Annotated in this window: 18 protein-coding genes; 15 read left to right on the top strand and 3 right to left on the bottom strand. The window is 39.2% G+C overall.

Annotated elements, in window-relative coordinates:
* The first annotated feature begins 37 nt into the window (after positions 1–37).
* Complete coding sequence (locus tag OZX76_RS07650; RefSeq protein WP_277179231.1) at positions 38–1,045, top strand: aldo/keto reductase; 1,008 nt, start codon at positions 38–40, stop codon at positions 1,043–1,045.
* Positions 1,042–1,629, top strand: coding sequence for a histidine phosphatase family protein (locus OZX76_RS07645; protein WP_277179229.1), 588 nt, complete (start codon positions 1,042–1,044; stop codon positions 1,627–1,629). The genes OZX76_RS07650 and OZX76_RS07645 overlap by 4 nt, the downstream gene beginning before the upstream one ends.
* Positions 1,630–1,715: 86 nt before the next feature.
* Here the strand turns inward: OZX76_RS07645 and OZX76_RS07640 are convergent, their stop codons facing one another.
* On the bottom strand, positions 1,716–2,300 hold the full coding sequence (locus tag OZX76_RS07640) for a DJ-1 family glyoxalase III (protein WP_277179227.1): 585 nt from the start codon (positions 2,298–2,300) through the stop codon (positions 1,716–1,718).
* A 36-nt stretch (positions 2,301–2,336) separates the two neighbouring features.
* On the bottom strand, positions 2,337–2,996 hold the full coding sequence (locus OZX76_RS07635; RefSeq protein ID WP_277179226.1) for an HAD family hydrolase: 660 nt from the start codon (positions 2,994–2,996) through the stop codon (positions 2,337–2,339).
* Positions 2,997–3,068: 72 nt separating this feature from the next.
* Between OZX76_RS07635 and OZX76_RS07630 the strand changes: the two genes are divergently transcribed.
* From OZX76_RS07630 to OZX76_RS07575, 12 genes are all read left to right on the top strand, one after another.
* Positions 3,069–3,830: a sulfite exporter TauE/SafE family protein gene (locus tag OZX76_RS07630; RefSeq protein WP_277179224.1), complete on the top strand. Its 762-nt coding sequence runs from the start codon at positions 3,069–3,071 to the stop codon at positions 3,828–3,830.
* A gap of 34 nt (positions 3,831–3,864) precedes the next feature.
* Complete coding sequence (locus OZX76_RS07625; RefSeq protein ID WP_277142742.1) at positions 3,865–4,545, top strand: histidine phosphatase family protein; 681 nt, start codon at positions 3,865–3,867, stop codon at positions 4,543–4,545.
* Between the two features lie 60 nt (positions 4,546–4,605).
* Positions 4,606–5,496 (top strand): cation diffusion facilitator family transporter, encoded by an 891-nt coding sequence (locus OZX76_RS07620; protein ID WP_277179222.1) that lies wholly within the window; start codon positions 4,606–4,608, stop codon positions 5,494–5,496.
* 12 nt (positions 5,497–5,508) lie between these two features.
* Positions 5,509–5,685 (top strand): DUF308 domain-containing protein, encoded by a 177-nt coding sequence (locus tag OZX76_RS07615; RefSeq protein ID WP_277179220.1) that lies wholly within the window; start codon positions 5,509–5,511, stop codon positions 5,683–5,685.
* Complete coding sequence (locus tag OZX76_RS07610) at positions 5,686–6,360, top strand: 2,3-diphosphoglycerate-dependent phosphoglycerate mutase (protein ID WP_277179218.1); 675 nt, start codon at positions 5,686–5,688, stop codon at positions 6,358–6,360.
* A 104-nt stretch (positions 6,361–6,464) separates the two neighbouring features.
* Positions 6,465–7,400 carry an AAA family ATPase gene (locus OZX76_RS07605; RefSeq protein WP_277179216.1) on the top strand — a complete coding sequence of 312 codons (936 nt, stop codon included), beginning with the start codon at positions 6,465–6,467 and terminating at the stop codon, positions 7,398–7,400.
* A 130-nt stretch (positions 7,401–7,530) separates the two neighbouring features.
* Positions 7,531–8,361: a DUF4097 family beta strand repeat-containing protein gene (locus tag OZX76_RS07600; protein ID WP_277179214.1), complete on the top strand. Its 831-nt coding sequence runs from the start codon at positions 7,531–7,533 to the stop codon at positions 8,359–8,361.
* 120 nt (positions 8,362–8,481) lie between these two features.
* Entirely contained in the window at positions 8,482–9,648 is a 1,167-nt protein-coding gene (locus OZX76_RS07595) for a galactokinase (protein ID WP_277181528.1), read from the top strand.
* 21 nt (positions 9,649–9,669) lie between these two features.
* Positions 9,670–11,145 carry a UDP-glucose--hexose-1-phosphate uridylyltransferase gene (gene galT, locus OZX76_RS07590; RefSeq protein WP_277179212.1) on the top strand — a complete coding sequence of 492 codons (1,476 nt, stop codon included), beginning with the start codon at positions 9,670–9,672 and terminating at the stop codon, positions 11,143–11,145.
* Positions 11,146–11,308: 163 nt separating this feature from the next.
* Entirely contained in the window at positions 11,309–12,877 is a 1,569-nt protein-coding gene (locus OZX76_RS07585) for an ABC transporter ATP-binding protein (RefSeq protein WP_277179210.1), read from the top strand.
* 22 nt (positions 12,878–12,899) lie between these two features.
* On the top strand, positions 12,900–13,520 hold the full coding sequence (locus OZX76_RS07580) for a Type 1 glutamine amidotransferase-like domain-containing protein (protein WP_277179209.1): 621 nt from the start codon (positions 12,900–12,902) through the stop codon (positions 13,518–13,520).
* Between the two features lie 240 nt (positions 13,521–13,760).
* Entirely contained in the window at positions 13,761–14,654 is an 894-nt protein-coding gene (locus OZX76_RS07575) for an EamA family transporter (protein WP_277179207.1), read from the top strand.
* Between the two features lie 55 nt (positions 14,655–14,709).
* Here the strand turns inward: OZX76_RS07575 and pepC are convergent, their stop codons facing one another.
* Positions 14,710–16,056, bottom strand: a complete 1,347-nt coding sequence (gene pepC / locus OZX76_RS07570; RefSeq protein WP_277179205.1) for an aminopeptidase C — start codon at positions 16,054–16,056, stop codon at positions 14,710–14,712.
* Between the two features lie 284 nt (positions 16,057–16,340).
* Here pepC and OZX76_RS07565 point away from each other — a divergent pair, with 284 nt between their 5' ends.
* Positions 16,341–17,219, top strand: coding sequence for a LysR family transcriptional regulator (locus tag OZX76_RS07565; protein WP_277179203.1), 879 nt, complete (start codon positions 16,341–16,343; stop codon positions 17,217–17,219).
* The last annotated feature ends 19 nt before the right edge of the window (positions 17,220–17,238 follow it).

The following is a 17,238-nucleotide window of genomic DNA, read 5'->3' as shown; positions in this document are numbered from 1 at the left end:
AATTATAATGATTACAAAAAATCAAAGGAGAGCGGTTATGGAATATGCTAATTTAGGTAAAACGACCATTAAAATTTCTAAATTATGTGTTGGTGGCATGAGTTTTGGTCAAGCTGGGACAATGCATGATTGGACGTTAAATCCACGTGATACTGAGAAGGTTGTCGCCCATGCATTAGATTTAGGAATTAACTTTTTTGATACAGCTAACAGTTATTCTGCAGGTACCGGTGAGGAATATTTAGGAAAAGCATTAAAAAATTGCACTACCAGAGATCAGGTAGTGATTGCTTCTAAAGTTTATTTCAATCCTGGACGCCTATCACGTAAAGCGATTGAACGTGAAATTGACGGTACTTTAGAGCGACTAGGAACGGATTATTTGGATCTATACATGATTCACCGGTTTGATTATGATACGCCGATTGAGGAGACTATGTCTGCTCTAAACGATTTGGTTAAAGCCGGAAAAGTTAGGGCGCTTGGTGCTTCAGCGATGTATGCCTATCAATTTTACAATATGCAGTTAGCTGCGCGGGATCATGGCTGGACTCAGTTTTCAGCAATGGAAAATCACTATAACTTGCTTTACCGAGAAGATGAGCATGAATTGATACCGCTTTGTCGCCAAATGGGTGTCACGCTGATGCCGTATAGCCCCTTGGCTGCTGGCCGACTTGCTCGTCCTAATTGGGATGCTGATACTTTGCGCAGTAAGACTGACCGGGTAGCACGAGGTAAGTATGACCATACAAAGAAATATGATGTGCAGATTGCTAAGCGAGTTAACGAATTAGCGCAAAAATACCAGGTGAAGATGTCGCAAATTGCGTTAGCATGGTTATGGTCCAAGGGTGTAACAGCGCCAATTATTGGTGCAACCAAAATTAGCCATTTTGATGATGCGGTAAATGCGCTTTCTGTTAAACTAACTAATGAAGATATTGCTTACATTGAGCAGCCATATTTTCCACATAAAATTGTTGGTGCCATCGATGAAAATCCACCAGCAGGGACAGTATTATTAAATGAGGATTCAAAATGAAAGAATTATATTTAATGCGTCATAGTCAGACATTGTTTAACCAATTACACAGGATTCAGGGTTGGTCAGATTCCCCCTTAACCCAGCAGGGAATTAAAGATGCACAAGAAGTCGGGCAGTACTTTAAGTCGCATCAAATTACCTTTGACCACGCTTATTCGTCAACGCAGGAGCGGGCCTGTGACACCCTGGAGAATATTACGGACCAGTCATATACCAGATTAAAGGGCCTGAAGGAATGGAACTTTGGCGTTTTTGAAGGGCAAAGCGAGCAGCTTAATCCCCATGATGACAGTAGTCGGCACTCATATGGTGACTTTTTTCTGCAGTTTGGCGGCGAGTCTGATATTGAAGTACAGGAGCGAATGAATAGCACGCTAACATCGATCATGGAGCAGCCAGATGTGCACCGCGTTTTAGCGGTTAGTCATGGTGGAGCATGTTTCATGTTTTTGCAAAAATGGCTGCCTTATGATGAAATTAAGCAGCGAGTAACTAACTTCCATAATTGTTGTATTCTCAAGTTTACCTATGAAGACGGTAAGTTTAACTTTATTGAGGCAATTAATGTTAAAAAGCAATAATCTTATTGGTGCGTAACAATTAAATTAAGTTGGCGTTAACCTAGAATACAAACCCCACTACTAAATCTAGTAGTGGGGTTGTATTATTATAAACTATCTTGAATGTGGTCACCAAGATACTCGTAAAGCATGCCTTGCTTTAGTGCTGTAGTATCAATTCCAAGTGCCTCAGCAATTGCATAAGCAAAAGCCCAAGCTGTTGCTGGTCCCCGGCTGGTGATTACTCGATGATCAGAATCCGTAACTGTAATGTCCTCTTTAAAGTTACCACTTGGTGCATCATGCTTAGTTTGAGTATCAAATCCAGGATAACAGGTGTAGTTGGCGTCATTCAACACGCCGTAGCGCGCTAGTGCAATTGGTGCCGCACACATGGCAGCATCCCACTGTTGATTTTTGTGGCGCTGCACCATTAAAGATTTCAATAGTTGATTGTCGCGCAAATTTTCGGCGCCAGTTTTACCACCCGGAAAAGCTACTAAATCATAATCCAGCAAACTATCATCGATGATTTTGTCACAAGTTAACCTAATATTGTGATCGCCAATTACATCCTTGCTAGTTAATCCTACCATGTCGGCTTGCACGCCTAAACGACGTAAAACGTCAATCACGCTCAAGCCTTCAACTTCTTCGCAACCATCTGCGAAGACTACCGCAACTTTAGTCATCTTTTATACCTCACAATCTGTTACTTTTATTATAAACTAGCTGAGCTGAAGGTAAAATAATAAATCGCTTAACTTGTTAAGGTGCAATGTGGGATGCGGGGTAATTGGAATTTTACTTTTTTTAGGTGCTAGCCATAGTGATTGCAAGTTGGCATTTTCAGCACCTTTAATTTCTTCGGTGAGATTGGTACCGATAACTAGACTGGTTGCTGGATTAAAATTGTTGTGTTCCTGAAAAATAGGGACAAACACATTTTTATTAGGCAATTTGGCAGCGGAATTTTCTGGGAAGTAAACGGTAGAAAAATAATTGAGCAGTTCACTTTCTGCTAGTCGGGGTGCTAATATTTTTTGTGGTTCTTTTGCCAGCATTACCAAATTAACTTTAGCTGTCACTTCATCTAAAAAGGCAATTGCATCTTGAACCAGTTGTTTCTGTTTGGTCATTTTTTGCCAAAAAATTTGCTGGGAATCTTGTAAATTATCGTTGCAGAACGTTTGCAAAATTAACTGAATGCGCTCATCTTGTCCGAGAAACTTTACTTGCTCCTGCAGACTAGTGTACCTAATTCGTTCAGCAGGCCCAAAATCGCGTCCGAGGTCACGTAAAGTTTGCCGGAGCGCATTTCTTTCGGCTACTTTTTGATTTAACAGACTGCCTTCGGGAATAATTATCAATGTTTCAAACTTTGTCACTGTTAGTTTACCTTCTTTATTTGTTTTCTACTTGCATTATAATAGATATTATTGCTAAAAAGGAGCTAAAAAATGCCGTCAATTTTTACATTAATCTTTATTTTGCTGGGAGGAGTCGCAGGAGGTCTACTATCATCAGTGGCTTCAATGGCATCACTTGCGTCTTACCCAGTCTTGTTAGCCGTAGGGATTCCGCCAGTTTATGCTAATGTTACTAACGATGCCGCTCTCATTTGGACCAGCGTTGGCTCGACGATTTCATCAACTAAGGAACTTAAGGGACACTGGAAGCAAGTTGGCTTTTATGGCTTGTTTACAGTTGTCGGGTCGCTTTTAGGCTGCTTTTTGCTGCTATCATTTCCATCAAGTGTCTTTGAAAAGCTCGTGCCGTTCTTCATTGCTGGCTCGGGAATTATGGTGCTAGCATCCGGCAAGCATCATAGTTTAGAACCACACAAAAGACCGCTCTGGCAAGAAATTTTCTATATTGCAGCGTTACTTGTAATGGGTGTTTATACCGGCTACTTTGGTGCTGCCGGCGGCGTTATTGTGCTGGTATTGTTAACCTACATTACTGATGAAAAGTTTATTGTTGTAAATGCCATCAAAAACGTTATTTGTGGCTTGGCTAATCTGGTAGCATTAATTGTATTTATCTTTACGTCACACATTTATTGGAATCAGGCTATTCCACTTGCCATCGGCATGTTTATCGGTGGTTATTTGGGAATGGGAATTTTACGTAAGGTTCCGGCGAATGCTGTCCGGATATTCATTGCAGCTCTAGCGTTTATTCAGGCGGGGTATTTCTTTTACAAAGCATATATGTTATAGTTTAATACAATCTATTGTGAAAGGAGAATGCGAATTGAGTACAGAAGTTTATTTAGTTCGGCATGGTGAAACGATGTTTAACCAGCTTGATAAGGTTCAGGGCTGGTGTGACTCACCATTGACAGTTAAAGGAATTAACGATTTAAAGCGAACTGCACAGGCTTTAAGTCAGGTTCATTTTGACAATATGTATTCTTCAGATTTGAAGCGAGCAATTGATACCGTGCACTTAATGAAAGATGCCAATCAGGTATCTGAAATTAACAAAATCAAAAAGCTGCCAGAATTTCGGGAAGTCTTTTTTGGTTCATTTGAGGGTGATGATGTTCACCATACTTGGGAGCAAGTTGCCATGGCCGCTGGTATGGGTCATGAGGATAACGTGACCAAAATCATTAATCAAGTCGGTATTTATGAGTTTCGGGAGGCAACCAAAGAAGCTGATCCACGACATTTAGCCGAAAATAAGGAAGAACTTGACGCTAGAATGGTGCGTGCGGTTAATGTATTAAGTGACTTAACCAAAAATGAAAAGCGCGTTTTGCTTGTTTCACACGGTGACTTTATTAAAACCTTGGGAATTAAGTATTGGAACCAAAGTGATGGGTTACACGATATTATTTTTCCTGATAACGGTAGTGTCAGTCGCGGCATTCTCCATGACAATGGTAAATTTGAAATTGTCGATTACAATATTAATGCAGAAAATATATAGTCTTACTGGGAGCAGTAAGACTTTTTTGTTACACTAAATGCAAGGAAAGGAATGCATAAAATGAAAGATCACACAACTAAGCGTTATGCTTATGTAACGCTACTTAATATTATCATTACCATTGCAGAGTTTATTGGTGGGTTCGTGTCTGGGTCTTTAGCCTTATTGTCAGATGCTGTCCATAATTTAAGTGATGTGGGTGCGATCATCATTTCATTTGTCGCACATTTAATTAGTAATCGTAGTCGCAATCAAAATAAAACGTTTGGCTATGAGCGCGCCGAAATATTGGCCGCCTTCACTAACGGAATTATTTTAATTTTAATCAGTGTTACGTTATTTGTTGAGGCAATTGAGCGTTTTTGGCAGCCTAGCCAAATTAAAGGCGGCATTATGCTGATAGTCGCAATTATTGTTTTGATTGCTAATTTTGTTTCTATGTTGGCGATGTATCAGGATGCACAGGGGAGTTTAAACGTCCGCTCAACTTTTGTGCATATGATGAGTGATGCCTTGTCTAGCATTGCTGTAGTTATTGGTGCGGTGGTCATTTACTTTTGGCAAATTACTTGGCTTGATCCTGTTATGACGATGTTAGTGTCAGTGTTTGTTCTGCATGAGGCATATCAGATTACCAAAAAAGCAGCGAATATTTTAATGGAATCAAATCCTGATATTGACCTTGAACAAATGAATCAAATTGTGTTATCTTTTCCAGAGATAAAAAATATTCATCATGTGCATTTATGGCGCTATAGCGACAATTATATTATGCTTGATGCTCACGTTAACGTGGATGCAAAATTAACTGCTAGTGAATTTGAAAAGTTAACGCAGCAAATTAGTAAAAAGTTGCAGCAATTGGGGATTAATCATATCAATTTTCAAGCCGAGTGTGAACGCGGCAAGAATGATGAGATGATTGTGCCGGGCCATGATCACGAAAATTAGGGGGAAATAGAAATGAAAGTTAGTCTTTTTACAGCCATTATTGTTTTGATTGTCGGACTTTACGACATGGCGTTTTCATATAATCGCCGCCGGCATAATCAGCAGGGTGGTACAACAGTCTTTATGATTTTAGGAATTATTTTTGTCATCGGCGGTATTGCAATGATGATTTTGCATTGGGTCAAGTAGATGGTCAAGTTAGTTTTAGTCAGGCATGGTGAAAGTACGGCCAATTCAGCTAATGTCTATACTGGGTGGAACGATGTGCCACTGACTGCTAAGGGTAGAGATCAAGCAAGGCATGCTGGTGAACTAATTAAGCAAATTCCTGACTTTGCGCCAACACATATTCATACTTCAGTTTTATCGCGAGCAATTGTGACTGCAAATGTTGTGGCTGATGTCTGTCATTTCCTGTATTTACCTGTTACCAAAACGTGGCGCCTGAATGAGCGGCATTACGGCAAACTCCGTGGTATCAATAAGGATCTGTCTCGCCAAATTTATGGCAAGCAACAAGTTCTAGAATGGCGCCGCGGCTTTTATTCAATCCCGCCGGAAGGGAAAAAGATTACGGATCGCCGCTATAATACCTGTGACTTGCACCGTTTGCCGCTTACTGAGAGCTTATATCAGACACAACAGCGCTTATTGCCATACTATAATAATGAAGTTGCAAGTAGATTGAAAAACGGTGAGGACCAATTAATTGTTGCCCACGGCTCAAGTTTGCGCGCCTTAATTAAAAAAATGGAAGGAATTAATGACCGCGACATTGTGCAGGTAGAGGTTCCCAATGCAGAGCCAATTAGTTATACCTTAGATGCCCGTTTACAAATTGTTGATAAACAGATTTTACGCTAAATTTTAAGATTGCTTTTAGTTCTGATTAAGGAATTTGGCAGATGTATGTTAAAATTTATTACGATACTATATAAGTTTTACATTCTTAGTTTGGAGTAAAAGGCATGCGTAAAATATTTTTATTACGAGGCGCACCCGGCTCCGGTAAATCTTCATTCATTGCTCGCCATCACTTACAACCATACGCGATTAGTCGTGATCAAATTAGATTATTATTGGCGAACTTAACCTATTTTTATGAAGAAGATACCGATTGCTTACATCAAGTAATTCCGCGCTATGCGAATAAGCAGACAGAGCGGTTAGTTGACTACCTCGTAGAAGAAAAGATGAAGCGCGGCGAAACGGTAATTGTTGATAGTACCCACGTTGTTTCTGATAGTATTGAACACTATAAGCCGTGGGTTGAGCGTTATCGTTATGAATTATTCGTCGTTGATTTAATGTACCACAAGAGTTTGCGTAACTTGCTTAATCGCAATCAAGTACGCAGGCAATATGATTGGGTCAAGCCAGATGTGGTTCGAGAAATGTATTTGACCTATAAGGATAATTGGCGGGTGCCTGAATGGGCACGCGTAGTTAATCCTAATCAGATGGGCAATGTGCTGTCACAAAAGGAGAGTGATTTAGATCATTTTGCACACGTCATTGCTGTTCCAGATAAGGTTGCTGAGGCGGATTTTCCGCATGTGCATATTTCTAATTTTTACTTTTCCTTTAATGATCGTTTTACAGAAAAATATGGTACTTACCGTAACGTGATTACAATCGGTAAGACAGAAGAGGAAGTTATTAAGGAATTTCGTTTACCATATTTTGTGTTTAAATTTCATCACAAGCACTTTTTAATTTCAGCCTATCCGATCAGAAATGAGCTACTGGATCCGATTAAAAAGGTTAAAGGTGTATGGACGTATTCAACTGGATTGGTTAATTTGGCTGATTTTATGCACAAAGTACCACAGAGTAGGCCACAACATGTGCACCAATTTAATTTGAGTAAGTTACACTCAGAACGCTTGTTGCATATTTGGTAAACTAGCAGACGCTACATTTAGATGTAGCGTCTTTTTTTGCAGGCAAAATTAGGTTGACTAAAGAATATTAATAAATTAGAATTTAGTGTATTAGCATACTAGTATGCATAGAAAGGGAAAATTGTGAAAGATGAAGAAAAATAAAAAAGCAATTATTACTTTGGTAATTTGTTTAATCGTAGTTCTGCTGGCTGCCGTTATTTATTTAGGACATCTAGGTAGTAGCTCAGGTAAGGAAAATAGCCAACCAACGAAAACCAGAATAGTTTATCCGCAAAAATTTACTAAAATCAAAGTGGATGTTGATACAGCTGATGTCAGTATTCGACAAGGTAAGAAATATCAAGTAAAGATTAGCGATAATCAGAAGAGTAGAATTACCACTAATGTCAAGAATGGTGAATTAGTGGTTACTCAGCATGGGCAGCTGCATAATCACTTTTTCAATATTGGCGGCATATCTATTAATGGCAAGCACATAACTGCTAAATATCGGGTCGAAATAACGGTTCCACGCAAAAGTTCACTTACTAAAATTACTGCGCAAGCAAGTACAAGTGACTTTGAGTTAAATAATTTACAGTTGCAAAAGATAGCAGTTGACTCTGATACCGGAAATATTGACTTTAACCATATCATTGCAAATGGCTGCAAGTTATCAAGTGATACGGGCGACATTGAGATTGATGCTAGTCAGCTTAAGAATGTTATTGGCGATGTTGATACTGGAGATGTGGATATTTCTACGTCGCGCTTATTAGGTAATAATTCATTTTCATTAGATACTGGTGATTTTACTTTTGACAATGCCACTAAGAAGATGACGTACCATTTGTCAGTTGATACGGGTGACATTGAGTATTTTGGCGATGATGCAGATGATCATTTAATTAAAAATTACTCCGGTAGTAAAGCAACGCTTAAGGTCGATTCCTCGACTGGTGATATTACGATTGATTAACGTTCACTTAGTTTTGCCATTTAAATTTTATTAATTTCAATTTGCTGGAGCCATAAAAAATAGTACAATAAGATAGTAATATTTTTGAAAGCGTTTTTTACGAAAGCAGATAGAATGAAATTGCAAAAAGAAGAATTAAAAGATAAGTTTACTGAAATATATCACGAAAATCCTAAGGGTTATTATTTTTCCCCAGGTAGAATTAATTTAATCGGCGAGCATACTGACTATAATGGTGGACATGTATTCCCGTGTGCAATCACTCTGGGAATCTATGGTGCTGTGAGTGCCCGCGCTGATCAGACATTTCGTCTTTACTCCACCAGTTTTGCGGAGCTGGGCATAATTGATGTTGACTTGAATGACCTCCATTTTGTTAAAGAGGACTCTTGGACTAATTATGCTAAAGGAATGTTGCATTTTTTATTAGCTAAAGGTGCGCAAATCACGCATGGCTTAAATATTTATATCGATGGCAATATCCCTGATGGTGCAGGTCTGTCTTCTTCAGCTGCTCTGGAAATGTTAATCGGTGTGATTTTAAAAGATCAGTTTAACCTTGACTTTAGTGCGTTTGATCTTGTCAAGATGGGTGTTTCAACTGAGAATGACTTCATTGGTGTAAATTCAGGAATTATGGACCAATTTGCAGTAGCGATGAGTAAGCAAAATCACGCAATCCTGCTTGATACCAATACTTTAGACTATAGTATGGTTCCCCTTAATTTACAGGATAATGTAATCGTCATTATGAATACGAACAAGCGGCGTGAGCTAGCTGATTCTAAATATAATGAGCGCAGAAGTGAGTGTGAACAGGCGCTCCATGACTTACAAAAAGAATTAAATATTAATTCTTTAGGCGAGCTTGATAGTAGAACTTTGGACCAATATAGTTCGCTATTATCTTCAGAAACGCTACTCAAGAGAGCGCGCCATGCAGTCTGGGAAAACGAGCGGACTTTATATGCTGAACAGGCTTTGCAAAAAGGCGACTTAGCAGAGTTTGGGCGGCTAATTAATGCTTCGCATGTATCTCTGGAAAACGACTACGAGGTTACAGGCAAGGAACTAGATACGCTCGTTCATACAGCATGGCAGCAGCCAGGCGTATTAGGTGCAAGAATGACAGGCGCTGGTTTTGGCGGCTGTGCAATTGCGCTGGTTAATAAAAAAGATGTAGAGGCATTTAAGCAAAGTGTCGGCACTGTATATGAGCAAGTGATTGGTTACGCGCCATCGTTTTATCTTGCTGAAACTGCAGATGGTGCCAAGGTATTAAAGTAGTTAGTGATGGGAATGTAAAAAATGCAAACAAATTTAGTTGATCAATTTGTTACGCAAGTAATTGCTGCAGGTGATGCTACAGAACTAGATCAGATTTATTTGGTTAATCAGGTGTTAGCGTTAGTCGGCGACGAAGCACGGGAATTGATGACAACAAGTACGGCGTTAATTGATTTAAAGGATGAACTGGTTGCCGCTGCTTTGAAAAATGGTAATTGTGGTCCGACCCTTAATGAGCAAGATGTGTTAGGTGCTCAGTTAATGAACTTGTTAGTGCCGCGTCCGAGCGTTGTTAACCACAAATTTTGGCAGACATATCAAGAAAAGCCGGAACAGGCGCTTGCCGATTTTTATCAATTAAGTAAACGCAGTGACTATATCAAAACGCGCGCAATTGCTAAAAATATTTATTTTGTCACTCCTAGTGAATATGGCGATTTAGAAATCACGATTAACCTCTCTAAGCCGGAAAAGGACCCGCGGGCAATTGCGGCAGCTAAGACGGTAAAGGCAACAGGGTACCCCTTATGCCAATTGTGCAAGGAGAATGAGGGCTATTTAGGTCGAATTAATTATCCTGCCCGCAGTAATCATCGGATTATTCGCTTTAAGATTGGCGATGAGGTCTGGGGTTTTCAGTATTCTCCTTATGCTTATTTTAATGAGCATTGTATTTTCCTTTCGGCTAAACATGAAGGAATGAAAATTTCGGAAAAAACGTTTGTGAGACTGCTTAATATTATTGAACAATTTCCGGGATATTTTGCTGGGAGTAACGCGGACTTACCAATCGTTGGCGGTTCAATTCTTGCTCATGAGCATTATCAGGGTGGTCGTCACAGTTTTGCAATGATGAAAGCCAAGGTGAAGACTAAGATTAATTTTACCGGTTTTGATGATGTTGCAGCTGGGATTGTGAAGTGGCCCATGTCTGTAATTCGCTTACGCAGTCAAAATAAGCAGCAATTAGTGGCACTGGCTAACAAAATTTTGTTGGCATGGCGCGATTATAGCGATGAACAAGTTGATGTTCGGGCATTTACTGGTGAGACGCCGCACCACACGATTACACCAATTGCGCACAAGCAAGGCGACCAGTTAGTACTTGACTTAGTATTGCGTGATAACCAAACTTCGGATAAATATCCTGATGGTATTTTTCATCCTCACCAAGATGTCCAACATATTAAAAAAGAAAATATTGGTTTAATAGAAGTGATGGGGCTAGCGATTTTGCCACCACGGCTTGAGCCGGAGATGCAAGAAGTGCGGAAGTTTCTGCTAGGTGAAAAGAACAAGGTTGCAGCAATGCATTTGCTGTGGGCTGAACAGATTAAGGCACAAAATTCTATTACAGCAGCCAATGTTGATGCCATTTTGCAGGCAGAACTTGGTAAGGTCTTTGCGAGAGTGCTTGAAGATGCGGGCGTCTTCAAGCAAACAAAGGACGGGCAAGCGGCATTCATGCGCTTTGCTCAGAGTGTTGGTTTAAACTAGAGTAAATAAACGTTGAAGAAATTCAACGTTTTTTTAATACGCAAAAACGACCACTTAGTCATGGTGAGCGACCACTTGGACAGAAACTATTGTCTTAACTGAGAAAAAGATTTTAATTAACTTAAATAGATTTATTTGAGTTTAATTATTTGAAGGAGAACTCATGATTATAAAATACTACTCTAAGTCGAAGCTCGTCTTAATGTGCATTTTAGGGATTGTTGCCAGCACGGAAAATATCGTGATGGCGTATATGACAGGAACATTGGTTAATATTGGTACAACAGGTCAGTTGCAAAAATTGCCGCGATTTTTGATAACGATTTGCCTTCTTTTTCTTATCGTCTTTTGTGCTAAACTTGGTTACAATTATTTGAAAAATGACGCAATTAGGCAAACGAATAGTACGTTAAGAACTAAGATTTTTAATGGGATGCTGCACGAAGAAAGAGCAGAAAACTCAGCAGGATTGAGCTTTTTGACAAGCGACTTTAAGCTGCTTGAAACTAACCGGTTCGGTGCTGAAATTAACATCACGATGAGCTCCTGCATGCTGGTTTTATCCTTAAGCTACGCGTTTTATATTAATTGGCTGCTCACCATTTTGTTCTTTGTCGGGTCTGCTGTGCCAATGTTTGTTGTCGGTTTCTTCCAAAAGCCATTGCAAAAAGCATCAGACTCTTGGACTGATGCTAATGAACAGTACGTTAACCAGACTAAGAACTTCTTGGCGGGAGCCGACTCCTTGCGGTTATATCGCCGCCAGCAAAGTGGTGTCGTTAAAAACCAGCAAGTCGTTAATCAGTTGGAAAAAGCTTTAGCACGGATGAATTTGTTAAATGACAATTCACAGGCTTTAGTTAATCTTGTTGCCGAAATTGGCACATTTTTATTGCCAATTTTGGTCGGAATCTACCTAATTGTTAAGGGACAGACAACACTAGGAGCATTGTTTGCGGTTGTTCAGCTGTCAAACTCATTTGTGAACCCAATTTTAACGATTATGCAAGAACGTAATCACTTTTCAACGACTAAAAATATTGTGGCTAAGATTAAACAATATTTGGCTTTTGGCGAACAGAGTGAGACTGCCAAGGTAACTGACTTCAAGCAGATAGTTGCTTTTTCGCAAATTGATTTAGCTAGAAAGCAGCAATTAGCTCATGGCATTAATTTAGAAGTTAAAAAGGGTCAAAAGATAGCAGTCATTGGGCCATCGGGTAGTGGTAAGTCAACCTTGTTCCAGTTTCTATTGTCTGGCAAGTTTGGCCAAGCTGCTAAAATTTCGGTTGATGGTCAAAATTACACAATTGAACAGCTCACGGATTTATTTGCTTATGCCAGCCAAACGCCAGTGATTTTTGCGGATAATTTGTGGTTTAATCTGACTTTAGGAGCTAAAATTCCTGCAGCCAAAGTTAAGGCGGTTTGCTCAATGTTGCAGTTAGATGAAATAGTTCAAGAAAAAGGTTTCGATTACCAATTAGGTGAGAATGCCGACCAGTTGTCGGGCGGTCAGTTAGCGCGAATTGAGCTAGCACGGGCGATTTTAGCTAAACGGCCAATTCTGTTGTTAGATGAAATTAATGCTTCGCTTGATCGGGCAACTGCGAATAAAATTCACCACTATTTGCTTAATTCGGACTTGACTTTTATCGAGGTGATCCATCATTATGAAGCAAATGAATTAAAGCAATATGATCAGGTAATCGACTTTAATGATTACCAATAAAATCTTGGGGGAGTAGAAAATAATGGCAAAATTGTTTTTAGCATCAATGTTAAATAATGTCCGTGATTTATTGCCCGAATTTGCGGGTGATTTGCACGGTAAAAGCGTGGCGTATATTCCAACGGCTAGTAATGTTGAAAGAGGCCATCATGCGATGGTGCGGACAGAAAGTAAATTACTGGCAAACTATTTGGGCATGCAGGTTAACGTTTTGGATGTAGCGGTTGCTTCTGCTACTGAAATTGCAGCCGGCCTGCAAGCTGCCGATGTAATTTATATTTCTGGTGGCAATACTTTTTATTTATTGCAGGAATTGAAGCGAACGGGTGCTGACCGCTTGATTATTCGCGAGGTTAATGCCGGTAAACTATATCTTGGCGAATCAGCCGGAGCCGCAATCACGGCGCCTGATATTGAATACATTAGTTTGATGGACAGCACCAAAAAGGCCCCGAATTTACATGATTTTCACGCATTAAACCTAGTTGATTTTTATGCTTTGCCGCATTATTTAAGCTTTCCATTTAAACGGAAGTCGCAACGAGTTTTTGCCAAATATTCTTCTCGATTGCCTTTAAAGACGATTAGTAATCACGGGGTAGTGATGGTTAATGATGATGTTGTCACAATTACCGAAAAATAAACAAAGCGTTACTGCAAAAGTAGCGCTTTTTTAAATATTAACTTGAAAATAGTAACTGATTTTTGATATGATAGCATACTTAAGTAATTTTAGTATATGATGCTGGTACTATTATTACACCACTTTAGTCTTTAAACTGCTTTGGCCGCAAATCTTGCGTGATGATTAACATTTTAACGGAGCAGAATCGGTAAAAAGTAAGTGGAAGAATGAAAATTCTTCAATTTTGGAGGTAGACTAGTGGCTATTAGTAATTTTTTGTTAATTATTTTTGCTTGTGTGTCGTCGTTTTCACGCGGCATTATTTCGGTAATTGACCGCTACCAAATGGGATATCGCAAGCAAAGTTCAATTAATGTTAACTTTTTGAATAATCTGTGCAGTACGGCGCTCGTAACCGTGCTATTAATGGGGATGCTAAATCGGTTTTCGGCGCCAACATTAACGGGTGAATATTTGTGGCACATTGGTATTTATGGCTTGCTTGCGCAATTAGTTGCCTACGGCTATAGTTATGTGTTCAAAAAGGTCACGATTATGCAGTCAATTGTTTTGAGTAAAATGACCGACCTGTTTATTCCAGTGGCAATCTTTTTGACGATGGGCTACTTTAGTCAGTCGGCTTATTTGATTTCAATTGTCTCAACAATAATTGTGGTTTGTTACATTATTTTTAAACAACGCCATAGTGAATTAAGCGTTAAGACTTTGCTGACAACATTTATGGTTATTGGCCCGTTATTGATTGTGCAGGCGGCTCTTTCACCGCTTCTGACTAAAGGCGTGGTAAAGCCAATTGATTTAATTTATTTTACGATTGCGACGATTTACATTCGGTGCATAATCACAATTATCACTTTTTGGGTAAAAAATCATAGCCTTAAATTTAAGCCAGGAAAACTTACTAAACAGGTTTTCTGGATTTATGCAGCGCGGGCAATTTTGACATTGCTGGCACAGGTGACATATACGTTAGCAACGTCATCGCCGAATTCGGGAATTGCATGGGTCTTTCTCAATATGACTAACTTATACAGTGTTATTTTTGGTAGTTTTGCCTTAAAAGAAAAAATTCATGTTGCCGATGTTTTACTAATTATTTGTATTTTTGGCTTGGCATTATTATCAAGATAGTTTTACTGCAGCAAAAAAAGCGTTACTTAATGTAGCGCTTTTTGTTTACAATTCTTTATTTAAAAGCTAAAGCACCCATTGGGTCCCAAGGCAATAGTTGAATTGGATCCTTGCTGCCTTCATCAAAGGCCTTCTTCAGGTCATCGGGCAGGAACTTCTTGTTGATAACAGCTTGATAAACAAATGAATCAAACCAAGAATCGCTCATGACGAAGTAACCCTTGAATCCAGGTTTGGTACCCCATGAGTTTTCAATCTTCCATTTAGTTGGCTTGTCGTCTACTAGGTCAACACCAGTAATTACCATGGCGTGATCCATCATGCTTTCACCAGAGTCAAGCATGTCGGCCTTGGACATTGAGAAGTCAACGTCAAATAATTCGTCACGCTTGTAAATGTTGGTATCAAGCAAGCCGAGTTGGCGATCGGAATCCTTACCAACATTGGAGCCGAACCAGACAACTTCGCCAGCCTGCAATTGCTTGATAATTAATTCTTTCATTTCGTCAATCTTCAAGTTTAGGTGACGAACTTGCCGCCCGCCAACAACATTGCCAAGGTATTCAACTGAAAAGACTTTGTGATAAGGCTTGTCGCTTGTTGGTGAGTTGATAGTTGAAACGTGATCCTCAAGGTTCATGCCGACATATTTATCGAAGAATTCCTTTGGTGTAATTCCAGCTTCTCTGTGGTAATTACCATCATCGTCCTTGTATTCAAAGTCAAATTTGGTAGGTGGCACACCAAGTGAAATAGCCAAAATCCGGAAAACGTCATTTAACATTTCTGTCTTACGTGCTTGGATTTCATCTTCGGACTTGCCATCGTTGACTAAGTCGCGTAATTCTAAGCCATCCTTACGTAGTAAGGTGTTCAAGGTGTCGTTTAAGGCACTTGAATTTGTGGCGTTAGCTGTTTCTGGATAAACCGTCTTTGGCACAATCCCGTATTTTTGGATTAAGCCGCAAAGCATATCCCATTGACCACCGTCTTGTTGTGGGGTAGCAAATAAAAAGGTAACTTTACGATCGCCTAATGGCTTGTCGGCTGTGGCAATAACGTTTTCGAAGAACCAGTTAGATTTTTCAAATTTATCCCAGAAGTTAGTAAAGTTTTGGGATAATTCAAAGTCCTTAACCTTGTATTCTTTTTGCAGTGGGTGACGCATCGTGTTCAAAGCTGAGAACATCCAGCAGCGGCCTGATTGCTTTTGGTCAGCTGGCTTACCTGTATCAATTTCAACTGAAAAAGTTGGGTCTAAGTCGATTTTGGTTTGCGTATTTTGACTAGCCTTGTAAATACCATTTTCTTGGGCAGCATGACTGGCAATGTTAATACCAGCATGTTTAGCAAGATCTTGGGTGTATTTGCTAATAGCATCGTTTGTGATTTCTTTTGTCATAAAATATTCCTCCTTGTTAATTGGTATAACTAATATTTTAGCCTATAACAGCGCTAACGTCTATTAGCTTATGCAACAACTAATTTTAATCATGTGAATATTAAGCAAAAAAAGCCATAGTTGTTACTCAATTAATTAAATTTAAAAGTAATTTTGCTAAAAGCACGCAATACTTACAGTAAATTCAACAATATTTTCTTACAAGATAATTGAATTAATGCTGTAAATTTATGTTATCTTATGTGAAAAGGATAATATATTGGTTAAACAAAAAGGGAAGAACAATGAATTATAATTTAATGCCAGTCAAGTATTTTGTAGATGTTGTTCAAACACATGGCTTTATTTCTGCTGCGAAAAGAAATTATGTTTCCGAAACTGCTGTCAGTTCAGCAATTAAAAAATTGGAGAACGAGTTAGGACACAAGTTACTTAATCGGACAGCCGGCGAATTTTCTTTAACGCCAACTGGAGAACTTTTCTATGAGCGAGCTGTCGAAATTATTAATTCTTATAGCGAAATCTGGCACAATCCGGATAAGCATCCTGAAAAATTATTGCGCATTCATTTTTTGCAAGGATTAGAGGATAATGCTGCTAGGCTTGCTAGTTGTTTGCCTAAAAAGTACGTCGTTAGCTTTGATGAGGAAGCATTCAACACCAGTATCAGTCGGCTGCTTAAAAATAATTATGACCTACTAATTGGCTTTCAGCTTGAGTTTGCGGGTAACAGTAAGGTGGTAACTTTGCCGCTAGAGAAAGTTGACTTTGACTTAGTATTTAATTCTAAGGCTGTCCAAAAATATGGTCAGAACCTAAAGAAATTGGCACAAAATTCGACAATCTATATGCAGGATTGGCGCTCAACTGGGATTTTAAATATTCAAACAGCAATGCTTGAGACATATGCACAAGATGGTTGGGGTTACAAGGAAGTAGCGGCGGTAAATGATTTTTCTGCGGCGTATTTAAATGTTAATTATAAAGGTGGCATGACAATGGTGCCTAGTACCTTTCAATCTGTCGATTATTGTGAAAATATTTACAGAATATCACCTGAACATTTGAAAGGTAAATTTGAAATTGTTGTGGCATTCAGTACTAGTAAACAAAAGGAATTCTCTAAATTAATCGCCAAGGCAATAACTTTAAGTTATCGGTAGCAACTTTTATGTGTTAGCG

The sequence above is a fragment of the Lactobacillus sp. ESL0677 genome (assembly GCF_029392875.1).
GTDB lineage: Bacteria > Bacillota > Bacilli > Lactobacillales > Lactobacillaceae > Lactobacillus.
Note: the sequence above shows the minus strand (reverse complement) of the source record. Positions and strands in the feature narration are given on the sequence as shown.

Bases quoted from the DNA above. Each gene is read 5' to 3' on its own strand.
- OZX76_RS07605 (WP_277179216.1), top strand. From the start codon at position 6,465: ATGCGTAAAATATTTTTATTACGAGGCGCACCCGGCTCCGGTAAATCT.
- OZX76_RS07630 (WP_277179224.1), top strand. From the start codon at position 3,069: ATGCCGTCAATTTTTACATTAATCTTTATTTTGCTGGGAGGAGTCGCA.
- OZX76_RS07565 (WP_277179203.1), top strand. From the start codon at position 16,341: ATGAATTATAATTTAATGCCAGTCAAGTATTTTGTAGATGTTGTTCAA.
- OZX76_RS07640 (WP_277179227.1), bottom strand. From the start codon at position 2,300: ATGACTAAAGTTGCGGTAGTCTTCGCAGATGGTTGCGAAGAAGTTGAA.
- OZX76_RS07600 (WP_277179214.1), top strand. From the start codon at position 7,531: ATGAAGAAAAATAAAAAAGCAATTATTACTTTGGTAATTTGTTTAATC.
- OZX76_RS07580 (WP_277179209.1), top strand. From the start codon at position 12,900: ATGGCAAAATTGTTTTTAGCATCAATGTTAAATAATGTCCGTGATTTA.
- OZX76_RS07610 (WP_277179218.1), top strand. From the start codon at position 5,686: ATGGTCAAGTTAGTTTTAGTCAGGCATGGTGAAAGTACGGCCAATTCA.
- pepC (WP_277179205.1), bottom strand. From the start codon at position 16,056: ATGACAAAAGAAATCACAAACGATGCTATTAGCAAATACACCCAAGAT.
- galT (WP_277179212.1), top strand. From the start codon at position 9,670: ATGCAAACAAATTTAGTTGATCAATTTGTTACGCAAGTAATTGCTGCA.
- OZX76_RS07615 (WP_277179220.1), top strand. From the start codon at position 5,509: ATGAAAGTTAGTCTTTTTACAGCCATTATTGTTTTGATTGTCGGACTT.
- OZX76_RS07650 (WP_277179231.1), top strand. From the start codon at position 38: ATGGAATATGCTAATTTAGGTAAAACGACCATTAAAATTTCTAAATTA.
- OZX76_RS07620 (WP_277179222.1), top strand. From the start codon at position 4,606: ATGAAAGATCACACAACTAAGCGTTATGCTTATGTAACGCTACTTAAT.
- OZX76_RS07645 (WP_277179229.1), top strand. From the start codon at position 1,042: ATGAAAGAATTATATTTAATGCGTCATAGTCAGACATTGTTTAACCAA.
- OZX76_RS07585 (WP_277179210.1), top strand. From the start codon at position 11,309: ATGATTATAAAATACTACTCTAAGTCGAAGCTCGTCTTAATGTGCATT.